The 17,707-nt window shown below is 72.0% G+C and carries 11 protein-coding genes and 1 pseudogene; 9 read left to right on the forward strand and 3 right to left on the reverse strand.

The window, feature by feature from the left end; all coding sequences use genetic code 11:
* The first annotated feature begins 277 nt into the window (after positions 1 to 277).
* Together ACGF5O_RS34195 and ACGF5O_RS34200 are read left to right on the forward strand one after the other, a co-directional pair.
* Positions 278 to 2,452, forward strand: coding sequence for an ATP-binding protein (locus ACGF5O_RS34195; RefSeq protein ID WP_393813754.1), 2,175 nt, complete (start codon positions 278 to 280; stop codon positions 2,450 to 2,452).
* 149 nt (positions 2,453 to 2,601) lie between these two features.
* Entirely contained in the window at positions 2,602 to 4,167 is a 1,566-nt protein-coding gene (locus ACGF5O_RS34200; RefSeq protein ID WP_393813755.1) for a PucR family transcriptional regulator, read from the forward strand.
* A gap of 40 nt (positions 4,168 to 4,207) precedes the next feature.
* On the opposite strand, the gene ACGF5O_RS34205 is transcribed toward ACGF5O_RS34200, so the two are convergent.
* Complete coding sequence (locus tag ACGF5O_RS34205; protein ID WP_393813756.1) at positions 4,208 to 5,083, reverse strand: NmrA family NAD(P)-binding protein; 876 nt, start codon at positions 5,081 to 5,083, stop codon at positions 4,208 to 4,210.
* Between the two features lie 225 nt (positions 5,084 to 5,308).
* Between ACGF5O_RS34205 and ACGF5O_RS34210 the strand changes: the two genes are divergently transcribed.
* From ACGF5O_RS34210 to ACGF5O_RS34225, 4 genes and pseudogenes are all read left to right on the forward strand, one after another.
* Positions 5,309 to 5,965, forward strand: coding sequence for a TetR/AcrR family transcriptional regulator (locus ACGF5O_RS34210; protein ID WP_393813757.1), 657 nt, complete (start codon positions 5,309 to 5,311; stop codon positions 5,963 to 5,965).
* Between the two features lie 148 nt (positions 5,966 to 6,113).
* A complete protein-coding gene (locus tag ACGF5O_RS34215; RefSeq protein ID WP_393813758.1) occupies positions 6,114 to 7,055 on the forward strand; it encodes a helix-turn-helix domain-containing protein in 942 nt (313 codons plus the stop codon).
* A gap of 183 nt (positions 7,056 to 7,238) precedes the next feature.
* Positions 7,239 to 8,063, forward strand: a pseudogene (locus ACGF5O_RS34220) (alpha/beta fold hydrolase).
* A 767-nt stretch (positions 8,064 to 8,830) separates the two neighbouring features.
* A complete protein-coding gene (locus ACGF5O_RS34225; protein WP_393813759.1) occupies positions 8,831 to 10,279 on the forward strand; it encodes an aldehyde dehydrogenase family protein in 1,449 nt (482 codons plus the stop codon).
* Positions 10,280 to 10,355: 76 nt separating this feature from the next.
* Here the strand turns inward: ACGF5O_RS34225 and ACGF5O_RS34230 are convergent, their stop codons facing one another.
* Entirely contained in the window at positions 10,356 to 10,544 is a 189-nt protein-coding gene (locus ACGF5O_RS34230; protein ID WP_393813760.1) for a hypothetical protein, read from the reverse strand.
* Between the two features lie 49 nt (positions 10,545 to 10,593).
* Positions 10,594 to 13,443 carry a glycoside hydrolase family 3 C-terminal domain-containing protein gene (locus tag ACGF5O_RS34235; protein ID WP_393813761.1) on the reverse strand — a complete coding sequence of 950 codons (2,850 nt, stop codon included), beginning with the start codon at positions 13,441 to 13,443 and terminating at the stop codon, positions 10,594 to 10,596.
* Between the two features lie 367 nt (positions 13,444 to 13,810).
* Here ACGF5O_RS34235 and ACGF5O_RS34240 point away from each other — a divergent pair, with 367 nt between their 5' ends.
* Genes ACGF5O_RS34240 through ACGF5O_RS34250 form a run of 3 tightly spaced genes read left to right on the forward strand, consistent with a single transcriptional unit; the run spans position 13,811 to position 17,521 of the window.
* A complete protein-coding gene (locus ACGF5O_RS34240) occupies positions 13,811 to 15,502 on the forward strand; it encodes an extracellular solute-binding protein (RefSeq protein ID WP_393813762.1) in 1,692 nt (563 codons plus the stop codon).
* A gap of 28 nt (positions 15,503 to 15,530) precedes the next feature.
* Positions 15,531 to 16,580: an ABC transporter permease gene (locus ACGF5O_RS34245; RefSeq protein ID WP_393813763.1), complete on the forward strand. Its 1,050-nt coding sequence runs from the start codon at positions 15,531 to 15,533 to the stop codon at positions 16,578 to 16,580.
* Positions 16,577 to 17,521 carry a carbohydrate ABC transporter permease gene (locus tag ACGF5O_RS34250; protein ID WP_393813764.1) on the forward strand — a complete coding sequence of 315 codons (945 nt, stop codon included), beginning with the start codon at positions 16,577 to 16,579 and terminating at the stop codon, positions 17,519 to 17,521. The genes ACGF5O_RS34245 and ACGF5O_RS34250 overlap by 4 nt, the downstream gene beginning before the upstream one ends.
* Positions 17,522 to 17,707 lie beyond the last annotated feature (186 nt).

The following is a 17,707-nucleotide window of genomic DNA, read 5'->3' on the forward strand; positions in this document are numbered from 1 at the left end:
GATGCGTGCCGGGCGCGTCCCGTCCGGTTGCTCCGGTGGTGCGTTTTCGGACGCTTTCCTTCTTTCTTCGCAGGCTAGGGCCGGGTGTGGGAGGTGGGCATGCTCCATGTGGGCGTTGTCGGAGAGTGACGTTGTCCGCGATGGACATAGTGCGGTCGGGGGAGCGGTGTCCGGCCGGACGGCTCCTCGGCCGCGTAAGCGGTGAACTCCCCTTGCGAGGGCGTTAGATTGGCCGCTGACGGTGGACGGAAGAACGGCTGGTCAGGGAGCGAGAGCGATGGACAGCGACGGGACGCGGGACACGCGGCGTACGCATGCGAATCCTGTACCGCGTCCGGCGGGACCACAGGACGCGGACGCGGTGCCGACCGAGGCGTCCGCGATGCCGCCACGGCCGACGGCACCGCCGACGGTCCCGCCGCTGCCGGACGGGTCCGCCTTCCTGACCTGGCTGCGGGCGCCCAGGCCCGAGGCGGCACCGGGGGTGTGGCGGTTCGGGTACCGGCCCCGGGCCGAGCAGGAACCCGAGGAACTGCCCACCCGGCAACTGCTCAGCGGCGCCCTGATCGCCTTCCTGGTGGGGTGGCTGGTCTGGTCCCTGCTGACGCACGGGTACCTGGGGGCGTGGTGGGGCCTGCCGCTCCAGCTGTTCCTTCCCGACTCGTGGCAGGGCGCCGACGCCACGATCCCGGCCGTCGCGACCCGTTTCATCTACGAGGGCTACACGTACCTGGTCGCTCTCACCATCATGCTCGTGGTGGGCAGGCTCGGCCGCTGGGGCGAGGTGTGGCGGCGGTTCGTGGCGCCCAGGTTCAGGGCCGCGGCGACCGCGGGAGCCCGCCAGGAGCCTCCCGCCCCCTCGGAGGATCCCGCCCAGTGGCCGCACCTCCGGGCCGCCGGGGCCGGCGCCGCCGCCGACCGGCTTGCCGGGGAGGCGCGCAGTGGGCTGATGCGGGACGTGGACCATGCCCGGATCGCCCGCGCCTGGCAGGGCGTACGCAGCGGCCGGCACACCATGGCCGGCTTCACCGCCGCCGTGGTCAAGGACGGCGCCGCCGCCTGCCTGCACCCCTCCGGCGAACGCGACCTGCCCGCCCGGCACGCCCGCCACGACCTGGTCACCGGCCAGGTCCGGCTCGGCACCACGGCCGACGACCCCCGCAACCCCTACCGGTACCGGGGCACCGGCCTCGCCCTCGGCCCCGACCTGCTCGGTACCTCGCTGCTCGCCGTCGGCCCGGCCGGCTCCGGCAAGACCGGCAGCCTGGTCCGCCCGCTCGCCGAGTCGCTCTGCCTGCACGCGCTCGCCGGCCGCGCCTCCGTGGTTGTCGTCGGCGCGGCCGGCGCCGGCCTCGGACCCGCCGACGCCTACGACGTCGTCGTCCGCATCGCCCACCCCGAGTCCGTCTACGACCTCGACCTGTACGGCGGCACCACCGACCCCGACGAGGCCGCCGCCATACTCGCCGAGGCCCTCGCCGGCGACCTCGCCGACCCGCACCCCGGCAGTGACAGCCGCCGCTCCACCACCGTCCTCGCCCAGCTGCTCGGCCCGTTCCGGGCGGTCCACGGCCGCTTCCCCTCCGTGCCCGAACTCCGCCAGCTCCTCGACGGCGCCCCGGGCCCGCTCGCCGCGCTCCGCAAGGCGCTGACGACGACCGGCCACGAGTCGCTGCTGCGCGAACTGGACGCGCGGGAACGCCAGATGGGTCACCCCGGGGACGTCGGCGCGGTCCTCGCCGACCGCATCGCGCTCCTCGACCGCCCGGCCTTCGCCGGCTTCTTCGACACCTCCGGCCAGTCCCGCCCCTTCTCCCTCAAGGCCCTCGACCACCCGGTCCGGGTCCGCATCGACCTGCCCGAGCGCGGCCACGCGGACGCCTCCCGCATCCTGGCCCGCCTGGTCCTCGCCCAGTTCACGGCGAGCGTCTCGGTACGGGACGACCGCTCGCTCTTCTCCTGCCTGCTCCTCGACGACGCGACCGGCGTGGTGACGCCGGAGGCGGTCCGCGCCATGCAGCGGCTGCGCTCCGCCAACGCGGGCGTGGTGCTGACCCTGCGCACCCTGGACGACGTACCCCGCCCGCTCCGCGGCCCGCTGCTCGGCGCCGCCGGCTGCAGGATGGCCTTCGCCGGACTCACCCCCTGGGACGGGCAGGACTTCGCCGAGGTCTGGGGCAAGGAGTGGACCGAGGCCCGGGACGTCACCGACCGCCAGATCATCGCGGAGACCCCGGCGGGCAAGGCGCTGCACGTCGTACGCCGGGTGATCACCGGCAAGGCGGCCACCGCACGGGCGGTCACCGTCCGGCAGGTGGAGCGCGAACGCTGGTCGGCCTCGGAACTGGCCCACGGTCTCCCGCCGGGCCACGCGGTCCTCTCCCTGACCACGGTCAAGGGCGAGCACGCGCCCCCGCTGCTGGTCGACCTGAGGCCCGGCGGCCGGGTCTGAACACCGGGGCACGCGGGACCGTACAGTGAGGCAGAATCGAGAGAGGCCGTTCATACGGGACGGCCAAAGACCACTGCCCTCACTCGCGGCGCTCACGAAGCTCACGGAACTCGCGGCGCTCAAGACCGAAGAGAAGACCTGACGGCCTGATGCCACCGACGCTCGCCTCGCTCGTCCACCACTCCGCGCTCAAACTGACCGTGCGCGCGGGCGAGGACCGCCTCGACGTGCCCGTGCGCTGGGCCCACGTCAGCGAACTCGCCGACCCCGTGCCGTACATGGAGGGCGGGGAACTGCTCCTGATCACCGCGCTGAAGCTGGACGCGGAGGATCCGGAGGCGATGCGGAAGTACGTGAAGCGCCTGGTCGGAGCCGGTGTGGTGGGCCTCGGCTTCGCCGTCGGGGTCAACTACGACGAGATCCCCAAGGCCCTGGTCGACGCCGCGGAACGCGAGGGCCTGCCCCTCCTCGAAGTGCCCCGCCGCACCCCCTTCCTCGCCATCAGCAAGGCGGTCTCGGCGGCGATCGCGGCCGACCAGTACCGGGCGGTGACGGCGGGCTTCGCCGCCCAGCGCGAACTGACCAGGCAGGCCCTGAACGCCGGCCCGGAGGGCCTGCTCACCGCGCTCGCCGCGCAGGTGGACGGCTGGGCGGCGCTGTACGACGCGTCCGGCGCGGTCGTCGCGACGGCACCGGAGTGGGCGGGGCGCCGCGCGGCCCGCCTGACGGCGGAGGTGGAGCGGCTGCGGGAACGCCCGGCACCGGCCTCCTCGGTGGTCGGCGGCCCCGACAACGAGGACCGCGTGGAACTCCACTCCCTCGGCACCGGCCGCCGCCCGCGGGCGGCCCTGGCGGTCGGCACGGCCTCGGCGCTGGGCACGGCGGAGCGCTACGCCGTCCACTCCGCGATCGCCCTCCTCACCCTCACGACGGAACGCTCCCGCTCGCTGCACGCGGCCGAGCAGCGGGTCGGGGCGGCGGTGCTGCGCATGCTGCTCGCCGGCCAGCCGGACCACGCCCGCGGGGTCGCCGGTGACCTGTACGGCGGGCTGCTCGACGCCCCGTTCCGGATGATCGTCGCCGACGCGGGCGGCGAGCTGCTGGCCGGCCTCACCGAGGCGGTGGAGTCGGCCGCGGCCCGGTCCGGGGAGGCGGTGCTGGTGGTGCCGGAGGGCGAGCGGCTGGTGGTGCTGGCCGCGGACGGGGGCGCGGCGGTGGCGGCCACCGTGGAGTACGCGGCGGCGCGGGAGGCGGCCAGGGCGGCGCCGGAGCAGCCGGACGCCGCGGACGACGACCTGGTCGTCGGCCTCTCCGCCCCGTCCGGCCCGATCGCCGCGGCGGCCGCCTACAAGCAGGCCGAACAGGCCTTGTCCGTGGCCCGGCGCCGGGGCCGGGTCCTGGTCGAGCACGACCAGCTGGCGTCGGGCTCGGTCCTTCCCCTCCTCGCCGACGACGCGGTGAAGGCGTTCGCCGACGGCCTGCTCAGGCCGCTGTACGAGCACGACGCGACCGGCCGGGGTGACCTGGTCGCCTCCCTCCGGGCCTGGCTCTCCCGGCACGGCCAGTGGGACGCGGCGGCGGCCGACCTCGGCGTCCACCGGCATACCCTGCGCTACCGGATGCGCAGGGTGGAGGAGATCCTGGGCCGTTCCCTCGACGACCCGGACGTCCGGATGGAGCTGTGGCTGGCCCTGAAGGCGACGGCGGGGGAGTAGCCGCGCACTCGCCCACCGACCCGCCTCGCCCGCCCGGTGTTCAGGCGGCGGGCAGGTCGAAGGCGGCACGGTTCTGGGCGATGAAGCCCTCGATGTCGAGGGGGTCGCTGCCGCCGATCGTCTTGACCAGGTCGTTGGTGCCGGCGAAGACGCCGTTGCGGTAGTCGACGGCCACGGCGAGCAGGTGCTGGATCAGGTGGTCGGGCGCGCCGCGCCCGCGCAGGATGGCGGCGAACTCGTCGAGTTCGATGGGTACGTAGGTGACGTCACGGCCCAGTGCCTTCGACATCTTCTGGGCGATCTCGTGGTGGTCGAGCTCCTCGGCTCCGTAGAGCGGGTAGATCTGGCCGGCGTGCGGGGCGGGGTCCTCCAGGATGGCCGCGATCACCCTGGCCTGGTCGCTCTCGGCGATGGGGGCGTGGCGTCCGTCGGCGAAGGGCAGGCGCAGTTCGCCGGTTCCGTCGGCCCAGGTGTCGATCAGCCACTGGGCGAAGAAGGTCGGGCGGAGGTGGGTGACGGGGACAGGGGCGTGGTCGAGGACGCGTTCGGCGACCCAGTGCCGGCGGGCCGCGTTGCTGGCGGTGTTGCGGCGGGCGGAGACCTGGGACATGTTCACGATGGCCTGGACCTCGTTCTCCTCCGCGGCCTGGGCCACGTTGGCGGTGGCGTCCATCAGGCCGGGGCGGATCGGGTAGGTGAAGTACAGGGCGTCGATGCCCTTGGTCGCCCGGGCCAGGGAGTCCAGGTCGAGGACGTCGCCTTCGACGACGTCCGCGCCGAGGGCGGCGAGCCGTTCGGCGCGCCCGTCGAGGCCGCGGACGAGGGCGCGGACGCGGTGTCCTCGCCGGAGCAGGAGCTCGGTGGTCTGGCTGCCGGTCTTGCCGGTGGCCCCGATCACGAGGAGGGTGCGTTCCATGACGGTGATCTCCGTTTCCTGAGCGGGAGCTGGGCGGAGCTGGGGGGATTCCCGGCGTCGGCTCGGCGCGCGGGTCCCGCACGAGGCGGGGCCGGCGGTGCGGCCTGTGCGGACCTCCCGTCCACCTCTCAAAAAAGTGGGCCTGGAAGCCCTTTTTCCGTCTGCGTCAAGAGAACGCCTCACGGAATGGGTTGTCAAGCCCTTTTTAGGGTTACAGTGGTGACCATGACCACCACCAGCCAGGTATCGGACCGGAAGCTGACCGCCAAGGGCGCGGCCACCCGCGAGCGCATCGTCCGGGCGGCTGCTGAGCTGATCTACGAGCACGGTGCGCAGAACACCAACAACGAGCAGATCCGGGAGGCCGCCGGGGTCAGCGGCTCGCAGCTGACGCGCCACTTCCCCACCAAGGAGTCCCTGGTGCGCGCGGTGCTCGCCTGGCAGGCCGACGGCATCGTCGCCCGCCACCAGGTGCCGGAGCTGGGCGAGCTGGACAGCCTCGCCGCCCTGCACCGGTGGGCCGACTCCTACATCGCGTCGCAGGACATGCTGCGCGGCGGGTGCACGTTCGGCTCGCTGGCCGCCGAGGTCGTCAAGAACGAGCCCGCCCACCGGGACGCGGTGGCCGACGGCTTCGAGCGGTGGCAGGCGCTGTTCAGGCGCGGTCTGACCAGGATGCGCGAGCGCGGCGAACTGCGGCCGGACGCCGACCCGGCCGCCCTCGCCCACCTGCTCACCGCCGCGTTCCAGGGCGGCGCGCTGCTGGACCAGGCGGCCGGCGAGTCCACGCCCCTGCGGGACGCGCTGCACGGAGCGCTGGCCTACGTCGAGTCGTTCGCCGTGCCGCGCGGCCCGGACGACGGCCCGGCCGCCGGCCGGTGACCCCCGGCCGACCCGACCTGCCGGGAGCCACCGGCCGGCGGAGCCCGGGTGCCGCAGTCGGCCACAACTACCGGCGAAGGGGCGGGAGTCGGGCGCCGCGCCTGGTCGGTGCAGGTACGTTTCCGGCGGAGGGCGAAAGGTCGGCGCTGTGTCTTTCCTTCTGAACACCGATGACGTCGAAGACCGTGATCGCGCCGAGTTCGTCCACGAGGCGCTCGGCGCGACGATGGTGCCGATCGAACTGCACTGGCCCGGGCACCGCCGGTCGGTGGCCGCGCACGGCACCATCACGGACCTGGGCGACCTGACCGTCTGCTCGGGACGGACCACCGCCCAGCGGGTGGAACGCACCGCCGCCCTCGCCCGTGACTCGACGGAACCGAGCGTCTTCGTCAACGTGCAGCTCTCCGGGTCGAGCATGGTCGTCCAGCACGACCGGGAAGCGGTGCTCCGGCCCGGCGAACTGATCATGTACGACTCCACGTCTCCCTACACGCTGCTGAACGACAGCGGCATGACCGGCCACTTCTTCCGAGTGCCGCACTCGGCGCTGGCGATGCCGCACGACATGATCCGCGCGGCGTGCGCGGTCAGGTTGAGTCCCGGGCACCCGGTGGCCTCGCTGACCCACGACTACCTGCGCCGACTGGCCGCCGACCCCGCCCTGCCCACCGCGGTCGACGCCGACCTCGTCGGCCACCCGAGCATCGAACTCGTCCGCGCCGTGATCGCGACCCATCTGCGCGCCGACGAGTCGGCCGCCGCGCCCATGGCCGTCACCCTGCGCACGCGCATCCTCGAATACGCCCGCCGGCACCTCCACGACCCCGGCCTGTCCGCCGAACAGATCGCGGCCGCGCACCACATCTCCGTGCGCCACCTCTACAAGGTGCTGGCCGCAAGCGGCATCGGTCTCGCCGACTGGATCCGCACCCGCCGCCTCGAAGCGTGCAGGCAGGCCCTCGCCGACGACGACGCCGCGGCCATCGGCGCCGTCGCGCGACGCCACGGTTTCTCCGACCCGTCCAGCTTCAGCCGCGCGTTCCGGGCCGCATACGGCATGTCCCCCAGCCAATGGCGAAAGCGCTGAGCGGACCGCGGGGACTGTGCGCGAAGTGAACCCCGCTGTGCGTGCCGTGCACGGCAGGGGACACCGGCCCCCGCGTGCCGTACGGGACTGACAAGGTGTTCGAAGGTGCTTGTCGCGGTGGCCGGCAACGAGGCGGACCGGGCGAGCGCAGTCATCGCTGGGAACGGACAGGGAGAAGCGGGCATGCCCTCCATCACCACCTCCGACGGCCTCGACATCCACTACAAGGACTGGGGCTCAGGCCGGCCCCTCGTCTTCTGCCACGGTTGGCCGCTCTCGTCGGACGACTGGGACCCTCAGCTGCTGTTCTTCCTCGACCAGGGCTATCGCGTGGTCGCCGCCGACCGCCGCGGCCACGGCCGCTCCACCCAGACCGACAGCGGTCACGACATGGACCACTACGCCGACGACCTGGCCGCGGTGGTCGACCATCTCGACCTGCGCGACGCCGTGTTCGTCGGCCACTCCACCGGCGGTGGGGAGGTCGCGCACTACCTGGCCCGGCACGGCCAGGACCGGGCGGCCAAGGCCGCGCTGATCGGAGCCGTTCCGCCGCTGATGGTCCAGACCGATGCCAACCCCGGCGGTCTGCCCAAGGCGGTCTTCGACGACCTGCAGGCGCAGCTGGCGGCGAACCGCTCGGTCTTCTACCGCGCGCTGGCCGCCGGCCCGTTCTACGGGTTCAACCGTCCGGGACGCGAGCCCGACGAGGCGATCGTCGACAACTGGTAGCGGCAGGGGATGACGGGCAGCGCCAAGGCCCACTACGACGGCATCGTGGCCTTCTCCCAGACGGACTTCACCGACGACCTCACGAAGATCACGGTGCCGGTCCTGGTCATGCACGGAGACGACGACCAGATCGTGCCCATCGACGACTCGGCACGGCTGTCGTCCAAGCTGCTGCCCAACGGGAGCCTGAAGGTGTATCCGGGCTTCCCGCACGGCATGCCGACCACGGAGGCACCGACGATCAACGCGGACCTGCTGGAGTTCATCCGCTCCTGACCTCCGCGGGGCCCCGGCCCGCGGGACCGGCCCCGCGCCCCGCCCGTACGGTCCGTACGGCGACCGAGCGGCCGAGTGCGACCAGGACCCGGTCCCGGGCATCGGCCGCTCACTGTCACGATCGGGGTGCGGCGGTGCCGGTCCCAGGCATGCCGTTCGGGCGGCCGGATCGCCCGCCGGGCGCGCCGGTGGTCGTCCCGCGCCCGGCGCGCGTGCCTGCTCGCGGCTGTCGTCTCCGCCGGTGAAAGGCGTGTCGGCGGAAGCCTCGTCCGGCCGGATCCCGGAATCCGTGCCGGGCCGGATCCTGGAAATCGTGCCGGGCCGCAGCCCTGGAAGCCGTGCCGGGCCGGATCCTGGAAATCGTGCCGGGCCGCAGCCCTGGAAGCCGTGCCGGGCCGGATCCTGGAAAGCCGCACCGGGCCGCGGCCCAGAAAGCCGCACCGGGCGGCAGCCCAGAAAACCGCACCAGGCCGCAGCCCCGGAGTGGCCGGTGGAGCAGCGGGCGCCCATGGACGATGGGACGGGCAGGGACGCGTAGGGACGGGGGCAGCGACGCGTAGGGACGTGAAGGGACGCTTAGGGCGGGGCGGCGAATCGGGGGCGCGGTCGGGGGGAGGGCGCGCGGTCTGCTCCGGACCGTGCCAATCCGGCGCACCCCCCGCCCCCACCACTACACCCCGGACAAACACACCCCCGCGCCCGCCGACCTACCGTGGACCCGAACACCCTGCACACCCACCCCCAACGCGGAAGGGCCGGGACTCGCAATGACCGCCACCCACGCCTTCTGGCTCGCCGGCCGCCAGGCCACCGGCGAGGACACCTTCGACGTCACCAACCCGTGGGACGCCCGTCTCGTCGGCAAGGTCAGCGTGCCCACCGACGCCCAGGTCGAGGAAGCCGTCGCCGCCGCGTACGCCGTACGGGACGAGTTCGCCGCCACCCCGGCCCACATACGCGCCGCCGCCCTCGACCACGTCAGCCGCCGCCTCGTGGAGCGCACCGAGGACATCGCCCGGCTGATCTCCGCCGAGAACGGCAAGCCGATCAAGTGGGCCCGCGGCGAGGTAGGCCGCGCCGTGTCCGTGTTCCGGTTCGCGGCCGAGGAAGCCCGCCGGTTCAACGGCGGCGAGGCCCAGCGCCTCGACACCGACCTCGGCGGCCAGGGCCGCCTCGCGCTCACCCGCCGCTTCCCGAAGGGCGTCGTCCTCGGCATCGCGCCGTTCAACTTCCCCCTCAACCTGTGCGCCCACAAGATCGCCCCGGCGATCGCGGCCGGCGTGCCGATCATCCTGAAGCCGGCCCCCGCGACCCCGCTCTCCGGCCTGGTCATCGGCGACCTGCTCGCCGAGACGGCCGGTCTCCCGGTCGGCTCCTGGTCGATCCTCCCGGTCGCCAACGACAAGATGGCCGCCCTCGTCCAGGACGAGCGCCTCCCGGTCATCTCCTTCACCGGTTCCGAGAAGGTCGGCTACTCGATCATGGACTCGGTGCCCCGCAAGCACTGCACCCTGGAGCTCGGCGGCAACGGCGCGGCCGTGGTCCTCGGCGACTACTCCTCCGACGCCGACCTCGACTGGGCCGCGACCCGCATCGCGACCTTCTCGAACTACCAGGGCGGCCAGTCCTGCATCTCGGTGCAGCGGGTCATCGCCGACGCGTCCGTCTACGACCGCCTCCTCCCGCGCATCGTCGCCGCCGTCGAGGCCCAGGCCACCGGCGACCCCGCCGACGACCGGACCGACGTCGGCCCGCTGGTCAGCGAGGCCGCGGCCGAGCGGGTCGAGGCGTGGGTGAAGGAGGCCGTCGAGGACGGCGCCACCCTGGTCACCGGCGGCGACCGCGACGGCGCCACCTACGCGCCGACCGTCCTCACCGACGTCCCGGCCGGCACCACCCTCTCCCGCGAGGAGATCTTCGGACCCGTCCTCACCGTGCAGAAGGTGAACGGCGAGGCCGAGGCCTTCGCCGCCGTCAACGACTCCAAGTACGGCCTCCAGGCGGGCGTGTTCACCCACGACCTCCAGGCCGCCTTCCGCGCCCACCGCGCGCTGGAGGTCGGCGGCGTGGTCGTCGGCGACGTCCCCTCCTACCGCGCCGACCAGATGCCGTACGGCGGCGCCAAGCAGTCCGGCGTCGGCCGCGAGGGCGTCAAGTTCGCCATGGACGACTACACCTACGAGCGCGTCCTGGTGCTCACGGGCCTGGCCCTCTGACCTCCCACGGACCACACACACCACGGCCGGAGCCCGCTGTGCGGGGGCTCCGGCCGTGGTGTGTCCGCGGTGTGACTCAGACCCGGTTGCTCTGCCCGGGCTCGATCAGACGGCGGTCGAGGGCGGCCACCTCCCCACGGGTGAGTACCGGCGGAACCCACTGCCCGACCGCCGCGACGACCGGGGCACCAACCACGGCCGCCGCCACGACCGTGACAACACCCAGCACGACCTTCTGCCAGGTCGCGACGGAAAGGCCCGGCACCGATGTCGTGCGGTGCCGGGCCCTTCGCTGTGTCGGCTGTTCCGGACCCTCAACCGGAGAAGCCGACGTGCGCGAGCCGTAGGGGGCCGCGCAGTCCGAGGCGGAGGTCGTGCACGCCGTCCGCGGGGAGGGGAGCGGTGAGCGAGGTGTAGGTGTACGCGTCGGCGGTCGGCTCGTCGAGGGTGAGCACGGCGAGCGGCGGGGCGCCGTCGAGGGACAGTTCCAGGGTGCCCCGGCCCGCCACCCGGGCCGTGACCTCGGTCGTGCCGGTGCCGAAGTCGCAGTTCCGGTAGACGAGTTCGCCGGGTCCGCCGGTCGCCGGGGTCACCGCGTCGCCCGCCGTCCGCGTACGGTCCACGATCGCGATGCCCGACTGCTCGTCGAAGTCCGCCGGTTCCAGGCCGGATCCGGAGGCGAGGGCCCGCGGCGCCGCCGGCTCGCCGTCGAGGACCACCGTCGTACGGAGGCGGACGTCCGCGCTGGACGCGCCGACGAGGACGTCGTACGGGCCCGGTTCGCGGCGCCGTCCGCCGCGTGCCACGTCCCAGAACCCGAAGGCGGAGAGCGGGACTTCGAAGGTCATGGGGGTTCGTTCGCCGGGCGCGAGGGTGAGCCGGCGGTGGGCGAGGAGTTCGCGGCGCGGGCGTACCGCCGACGGCTCGACGGCCCGGGTGTAGAGCTGGGCCACCTCGTCCGCCGGTACGGCACCCGTGTTGGCGACCGTGCAGGAGACCCGGAGCGTGCCGTCCGCCACCTCGGCCGTCAGGTCCGCGTAGGAGAAGGACGCGTACGACAGCCCGTGGCCGAACGGGAAGAGCGGGGTGCCCTCGAAGTGGAGGTACGTCTGGCGGGCGCCCAGCACGTCGTAGTCGAGCAGGTCGGGAAGGTCGGCGTCGGCCGCGTACCAGGTCTGCGGGAGGCGGCCCGCGGGGGAGACGTCACCGGCCAGGACGCGGGCGAGGGCGGTGCCCGCCGCCTGGCCGCCGTGGGCCGTCCAGAGCACGGCGGGCAGCCGGGCCACGTCCACCGCGTACGGGTACGACGACACCAGCGCCAGCACCGTGTCCGGGTTCGCCGCGCGGGCGGCCCGCAGGAGGCGCTCCTGGTGCGGGGGCAGGGCAAGGGTCGTACGGTCCTCGGTCTCGCGGCCGTTGATGTGCGGGTCGTTGCCCGCGACCACCAGGACCGCGTCGGCCGCGGCGGCCACCCTGGTGACGGCGTCCGTACCGCGTTCGACGATGATCAACTCGAGGATCGAGGCGTTTTCGGCGGCAACCTTCACCCCGTCGGCGGCGACAGAGACGTGGCGACCCGTGCCGAGGTGCCGGAGGAGGTGACCGTTCTCGTGGGGTTCCAGGCGGAACGTCTCCTGGACGACCCAGCCGCCGGGCTGGTCCGCGGCGGCCCGGACGAAGCCGTCCTCGGCGACGGAGAGGTACCGGCCGTCCGGGGCACGCAGGGTCAGGACCCCCTCGCCCCAGTCGGCCAGCGCGAACTCGGTGCCCGTCCCGGTGGCGTCGGCGGTCAGCGGGGGCAGGTCCGTGCGGCCCGCGAGCAGCGCCGGGTCCAGGGCGCCCGCCGCGCCGCGCGCCTCGTCGGCGGCCTCGGGCGCGGCTGGCACGTGCAGGAAGGAGCCGTCCGCGAGCCGCAGCCGGACCCGGTCCACCCCCTCCGCGAACTCCACGCGCGCCGCGCCGAACCGCTCGTACAGGCCCTCCAGGGGAGTGGAGCGGTGGATCAACGTGCCGCTGTACCAGTCGAGTTTGCACTCGTCGGCGAGCAGACCGACCACGGCGATCCGGGCGTCGGACGCGAGCGGCAGCAGGTCGCCGTCGTTCTTGAGGAGCACGACCGCCTGTTCCGCCGCCTCCTGGGCGAGAGCGCGGTGGGCCGGGGTGTCGAACGCCGCCGTGCCCGGATGCGGGTCGTCGTGCGGGTCGAACTCGCCGAGGCGGAAGCGGACCGAGAGCTGGCGGCGGACCGCCGTGTCGATGTCCTTCTCCGTCAGCAGGCCCTGGGACAGCGCCCCGTGGACCCGGGCGACGATCCGCGTGCTGTCCGTGCCGTGGTCGGTGAAGCTGTCGACGCCGGCCAGCAGGGCGGCGGCCGTCGCCTCCTCGTGCGTGGCGAAGTAGTGCTCGTGGTCGACCAGGTTGCTGGGCGCACCGGCGTCCGAGCAGACCAGCAGCTCCTCCTCCGTCCAGGTCCGCAACTGCTCGCGCAGGTACGGGGAGACGTGGTTGGGGCGGCCGTTGACCAGGTTGTACGCGGGCATCACCCCGGCCACCGCGCCCGCCTCCACGGTCTCCCTGAAGGCGCGCAGGTCGTACTCGTGCAGGACGCGCGGGCGGACCGAGGAGGAGGAAGTGGCCCGGTCCGTCTCGTTGTTGTGGGCCAGCCAGTGCTTCAGGACGGGGGCCGTGCGCCAGTACACCGGGTGGTCGCCGCGCAGGCCGCGGGTGTACGCGGTGGCGATGGCCGAGGTGAGCTTCGGGTCCTCGGAGTAGCCCTCCTCGTTACGGCCCCACAGCGGGTGGCGCAGCAGGTTCACCGTCGGCGCCCAGACGTTGAGGCCGACGCGGTCGTCGCGGGCGCGCATCGCCCGGACCTCCTTGGACACCGCCTCGCCCACCCGCCGCACGAGCTCGGTGTTCCAGGTCGCGCCCAGGCCCACCGCCTGCGGGAACACCGTCGCCGGGCCCATCCAGGCCACGCCGTGCAGAGCCTCCTGCCCGGTGCGGAACGCGGCGATGCCCAGCCGTTCGACGGCGGGTGCGAACTGGTGGAGGAAGGAGACCTTCTCGTCCAGGGTGAGCCGGGCCAGCAGATCGTCGATGCGCTTCGCGAACGGCAGACGAGGATCGCGGAAAGGCGGCGTAGGCGGCGTTTGAGCGGTCACGTGCGGTTCCCCTTGCGATGGAGCGACGAGGAGCTTTCGAAGCGCTTCGATGCTCATTCGACGCAGGGGTGGGTGTCAAGGGATGCACACCGTTATTTCAAGCCCTGCATACCCAGAGGTCATCCCCGGTGCCTCGGAGGAATCTTGGAAGCGACCCTTGTGCACCCCCGGGTGTTCACTTAACCTCGCAGCAACATCGAAGCGCTTCGACTACCCGATCCCCTCCGCACCGGACACACCACGGGGACGCACCACGGGGACCCGCGACACGGGTCGAAGGGCCGCTTCCGCTCAGCCAGTTCCACTCAAGACACCGCAGCCGACGGCCACCGCCGGGTGTCCTGGTGCGCCACGAAGGGTTGACGCAATGACGCCGAACGCCGCTTCCGCCCCCTCCGGGCCGAGCCGGAGAAGTTTCCTCGCCTCCACGGCAGTCGCCACCGCAGCGGTGGCGGGCGGGATGCCGCTGCTCGCCGCCTGCGGGGCGTCGGACAGCGGGTCGGGAGGGGGCTCCTCCTCGGGCAAGGACGCGAAGAAGCTGCTGCCGTCGTACGTCGCCAACAACGTGGTGACCCCGGACATCCCGTCGAAGTACGGCTCCTCGATCGGCTTCACCGGCAAGCTCGACCTGGCGACCCTGAAGACCTCGGTCCCGAAGAAGCTCGGCAAGGGCGGCAAGGTCACCGTCATGTCGCCGTTCTGGGGCTCCCCGCCCAAGCAGGACAACCCGTACTACAACGCCATGAACGACATGATCGGCGTCGACGTCGAGTGGCAGAACCAGGACGGCAACACCTACGACCAGAAGCTCGGCGCGGTCCTCGCCTCCAGCGACGTGCCGGACGTCGTCGTCATCCCGAACTGGAACATGGGCGGCAAGATACCCACCGCCATCATCAGCAAGTTCGCCGACCTGGGCCCGTACCTGTCCGGTGACAAGGTGAAGGACTACCCGAACCTCGCCGCCATCCCGACCGACGCCTGGCGGCGCTGCATCTTCGGCGGCAAGCTGCGCGGACTGCCCATGCCGGCCTCGTACGTCACCAACATCGTGCCCTTCTACCGCAAGGACATCTTCGACAAGGAGGGCTACGACGTCCCGCGCTCGGCGGACGAGTTCCTCTCCCTGGCCAAGGAGATCACCAACGCCAAGGCCAAGCGCTGGGCCTGCATGGACATGAAGTGGACCGCCTGGCAGATGTTCAGCGTGCTCTCCGGCAGCGAGAAGCCGCTCGGCTGGAACCTCGTCGACGGCAAGCTGATCAACCGCATCGAGACCGACGAGTACCTCGAAGCGCTGGAGTGGACCCGCAAGCTCTTCGCCGCCGGGGTCGTCCACCCCGACTCCATGCTGGGCAAGAACGCCCCCGACGCGGGCCCCAAGTTCGCGGCCGGCGAGTTCCTGATCTACCCCAACGACATCAGCCAGTGGTGGAGCCGCACCGCCGAACAGGCCACCCAGAACCCGGACTACAAGATCTGGGGCATGGACGTCTACGCCCACGACGGCGGCGACCCGCAGGTCTGGGCCGAACAGCCCGCCGGCATCTTCGCCTTCGTCAACAAGAAGGCCTCGGAGTCCGTGATCCACGACGTGCTGGCCGTCGCCAACACCACCGCCGCGCCGTACGGCACCAAGGAGTACATGGCCACCAACTACGGCGTCGAGGGCACCCATTACACCGTCAAGAACGGCGTGCCCGCCAAGACCACCCGGGGCAACAACGAGGTCATCAACGCCTACGTCATGGTCGCCAGCCCCGCCTCCACCATCGCCCACCCCGACTTCCCCGACGTCGCCAAGGCCCAGGTCGAGTGGCAGCAGCGGATGGGCTCCTTCACCAGGAAGTCCAGCTTCTTCGGCCAGATGATCACCGAGCCGTCCCGCTACACCAACCTCATGAACGACTTCGAGCAGCTCGAAGACGACATCACGCGCGGCCGCAAGAAGATCAGCGACATGCAGCAGGCCGTCGCCGAATGGAAGAGCAAGGGCGGCGACAAGCTGCGCGACTGGTACCAGAAGCTGCTCGACGACAACGGCTCGTCGGCGAGCTGACCCGGCACCGAGGCAAGGGAGAACGGCCGTGTCCCACAGCACGGTGCCTCGCAGCAGGGCCGAGGCAGACGACGACGGAACGGGGCGGACCCCGGTGGCGTCCGGCGGCGCCACCGGAACCGGGAAGAACGGGAGGAGGGCGGACACCGGGAAACTGGGCCTGCGCCTCAGATTCAGGCGCGACCGCGCCCTGATCCTGATGACCCTGCCCGCGGTCCTGCTGCTCCTGGTCTTCAACTACCTGCCGATCCTCGGCAACATCGTCGCCTTCCAGGACTACGACCCGTACGTCAGCGACAACGGGATCGTCTCCATGCTGCACAGCGCCTGGGTGGGCGTGGAGAACTTCCAGCAGATCTTCGCCGACTCCGCCTTCTGGAACGCGGTGAAGAACACCCTGGTGCTGTTCTTCCTGCAACTCGCGCTGTTCTTCCCTATCCCGATCGCCCTCGCGCTGCTCATCAACAGCGTGGTCCGGCCCCGGGTACGGGCGATGGCCCAGGCGGTGCTGTACCTTCCGCACTTCTTCTCCTGGGTGCTGGTCATCTCCGTCTTCCAGCAGATCTTCGGCGGCGCCGGCGTGCTCTCGCAGCTGCTGCGTCAGCACGGCTACGACGGCCTCGACATCATGACCGACCCGTCCACCTTCAAGTTCCTCGTCACGGCCGAGGGCATCTGGAAGGACGCGGGCTGGGGGATCATCGTCTTCCTGGCGGCCCTGGCGTCCGTGAGCCCGGACCTCTACGAGGCCGCCGCGATGGACGGCGCGGGCCGCCGGCGCCGCATCTGGCACGTCACCCTGCCCGCCCTGCGCCCGGTCATCGCCCTGCTGCTGGTCCTGCGGGTCGGCGACGCGCTGACCGTCGGCTTCGAACAGATCCTGCTCCAGCGCGACGCCGTCGGACCGGGAGCCGCGGAGGTCCTCGACACCTTCGTCTGGTGGAACGGCGTCCGCAACCAGGACTTCGGCTACGCGGCCGCCGCGGGCCTCATCAAGGGCGTGGTCAGCCTCGGTCTGGTCCTCGCCGCCAACAAGGTGGCCCATCTCATGGGCGAGCAGGGGGTGTACAAGAAATGACCGCCGTCATCGACGAACCGCCCACGCGCGAACGGCCGCCGTCCCGGTGGGCCGCACCGCCCCGCCCGGTCTGGGAGGAGGAACCTGGCAGGGCCGGCGTCGTCGGCAAGGGCCTGGTCCTGACCCTGGCCTGCCTCGGCGTCCTCTTCCCGCTCTGGATCGTGGTCGTCACCAGCCTGTCCTCCCGGAAGACCATCGACGAGGCGGGCGGCCTCGTGATGATCCCCAAGGGCATCACCTTCGTCGCCTACAGGGAGCTGCTGAGCGGTGGTCAGGTCACCCGGGCCACGGTCATCTCCGTCCTGATCACCGTCGTCGGCACGCTGTTCTCGATGACCGTGTCGGTCCTGTGCGCCTACGGCCTCTCGCGCATCGGCTCGCTCGGCCACCGCTGGTTCCTGATGCTGCTGATGGCGACGATGTTCTTCAGCGCCGGCCTGATCCCCACCTACCTGCTGGTCCAGTCCTTGGGCCTCACCGACAGCTATCTCGCGCTGATCCTCCCGAGCGCGGTGAGCGTCTTCAACATCCTCGTCCTGCGCGGGTTCTTCATGGGCATCTCGCAGGAACTGACCGACAGCGCGCGCATCGACGGCGCCGGCGACTTCCGGATCCTGTGGCAGATCGTCATGCCGCTGTCCCGGGCGGTGCTGGCCGTGATCACCTTGTTCTATGCGGTCGGGTACTGGAGCGCCTGGTTCAACGCGTCCCTGTACCTCAACGACCAGGACAAGATGCCGCTGCAGAACGTCATGATCCAACTGGTCCAGAAGCAGCAGGCCCCGGTGGGACTGGGGCAGGCGATCAAGACGGGTGAACTGTCCTATCTCTCCGTGCAGATGGCGGTCATGGTGATGGCCCTGCTGCCGGTGGCGGTGCTCTCACCCTTCGTCCAGAAGCACTTCAAGAAGGGGATGCTGACGGGGGCGGTGAAGGGCTGACCGTCGCCTTCTGAAGGGGCGCGGTTCGGTCGCCGGTCGGCTGCGGGCCGGTGGGGGTTGCTCGCGCAGCTCCCCGCGCCCCCAAAAGACAAAGACGAAGACCCAGCTGCGGGCAGTCGTGCCGCTGGGGCGGCACGGGTGGGCGCAGCGGCACCCGGCCGGCGCCGGCAAGCGTCCCCACCCCCC

The sequence above is a fragment of the Streptomyces sp. NPDC048291 genome (assembly GCF_043201715.1).
Classification (GTDB): Bacteria; Actinomycetota; Actinomycetes; order Streptomycetales; family Streptomycetaceae; genus Streptomyces.

Excerpts from the sequence above, each read along its gene's own strand:
- ACGF5O_RS34195 (WP_393813754.1), top strand. The coding sequence starts at position 278 with ATGGACAGCGACGGGACGCGGGACACGCGGCGTACGCATGCGAATCCT.
- ACGF5O_RS34225 (WP_393813759.1), top strand. The coding sequence starts at position 8,831 with ATGACCGCCACCCACGCCTTCTGGCTCGCCGGCCGCCAGGCCACCGGC.
- ACGF5O_RS34210 (WP_393813757.1), top strand. The coding sequence starts at position 5,309 with ATGACCACCACCAGCCAGGTATCGGACCGGAAGCTGACCGCCAAGGGC.
- ACGF5O_RS34250 (WP_393813764.1), top strand. The coding sequence starts at position 16,577 with ATGACCGCCGTCATCGACGAACCGCCCACGCGCGAACGGCCGCCGTCC.
- ACGF5O_RS34240 (WP_393813762.1), top strand. The coding sequence starts at position 13,811 with ATGACGCCGAACGCCGCTTCCGCCCCCTCCGGGCCGAGCCGGAGAAGT.
- ACGF5O_RS34205 (WP_393813756.1), bottom strand. The coding sequence starts at position 5,083 with ATGGAACGCACCCTCCTCGTGATCGGGGCCACCGGCAAGACCGGCAGC.
- ACGF5O_RS34200 (WP_393813755.1), top strand. The coding sequence starts at position 2,602 with ATGCCACCGACGCTCGCCTCGCTCGTCCACCACTCCGCGCTCAAACTG.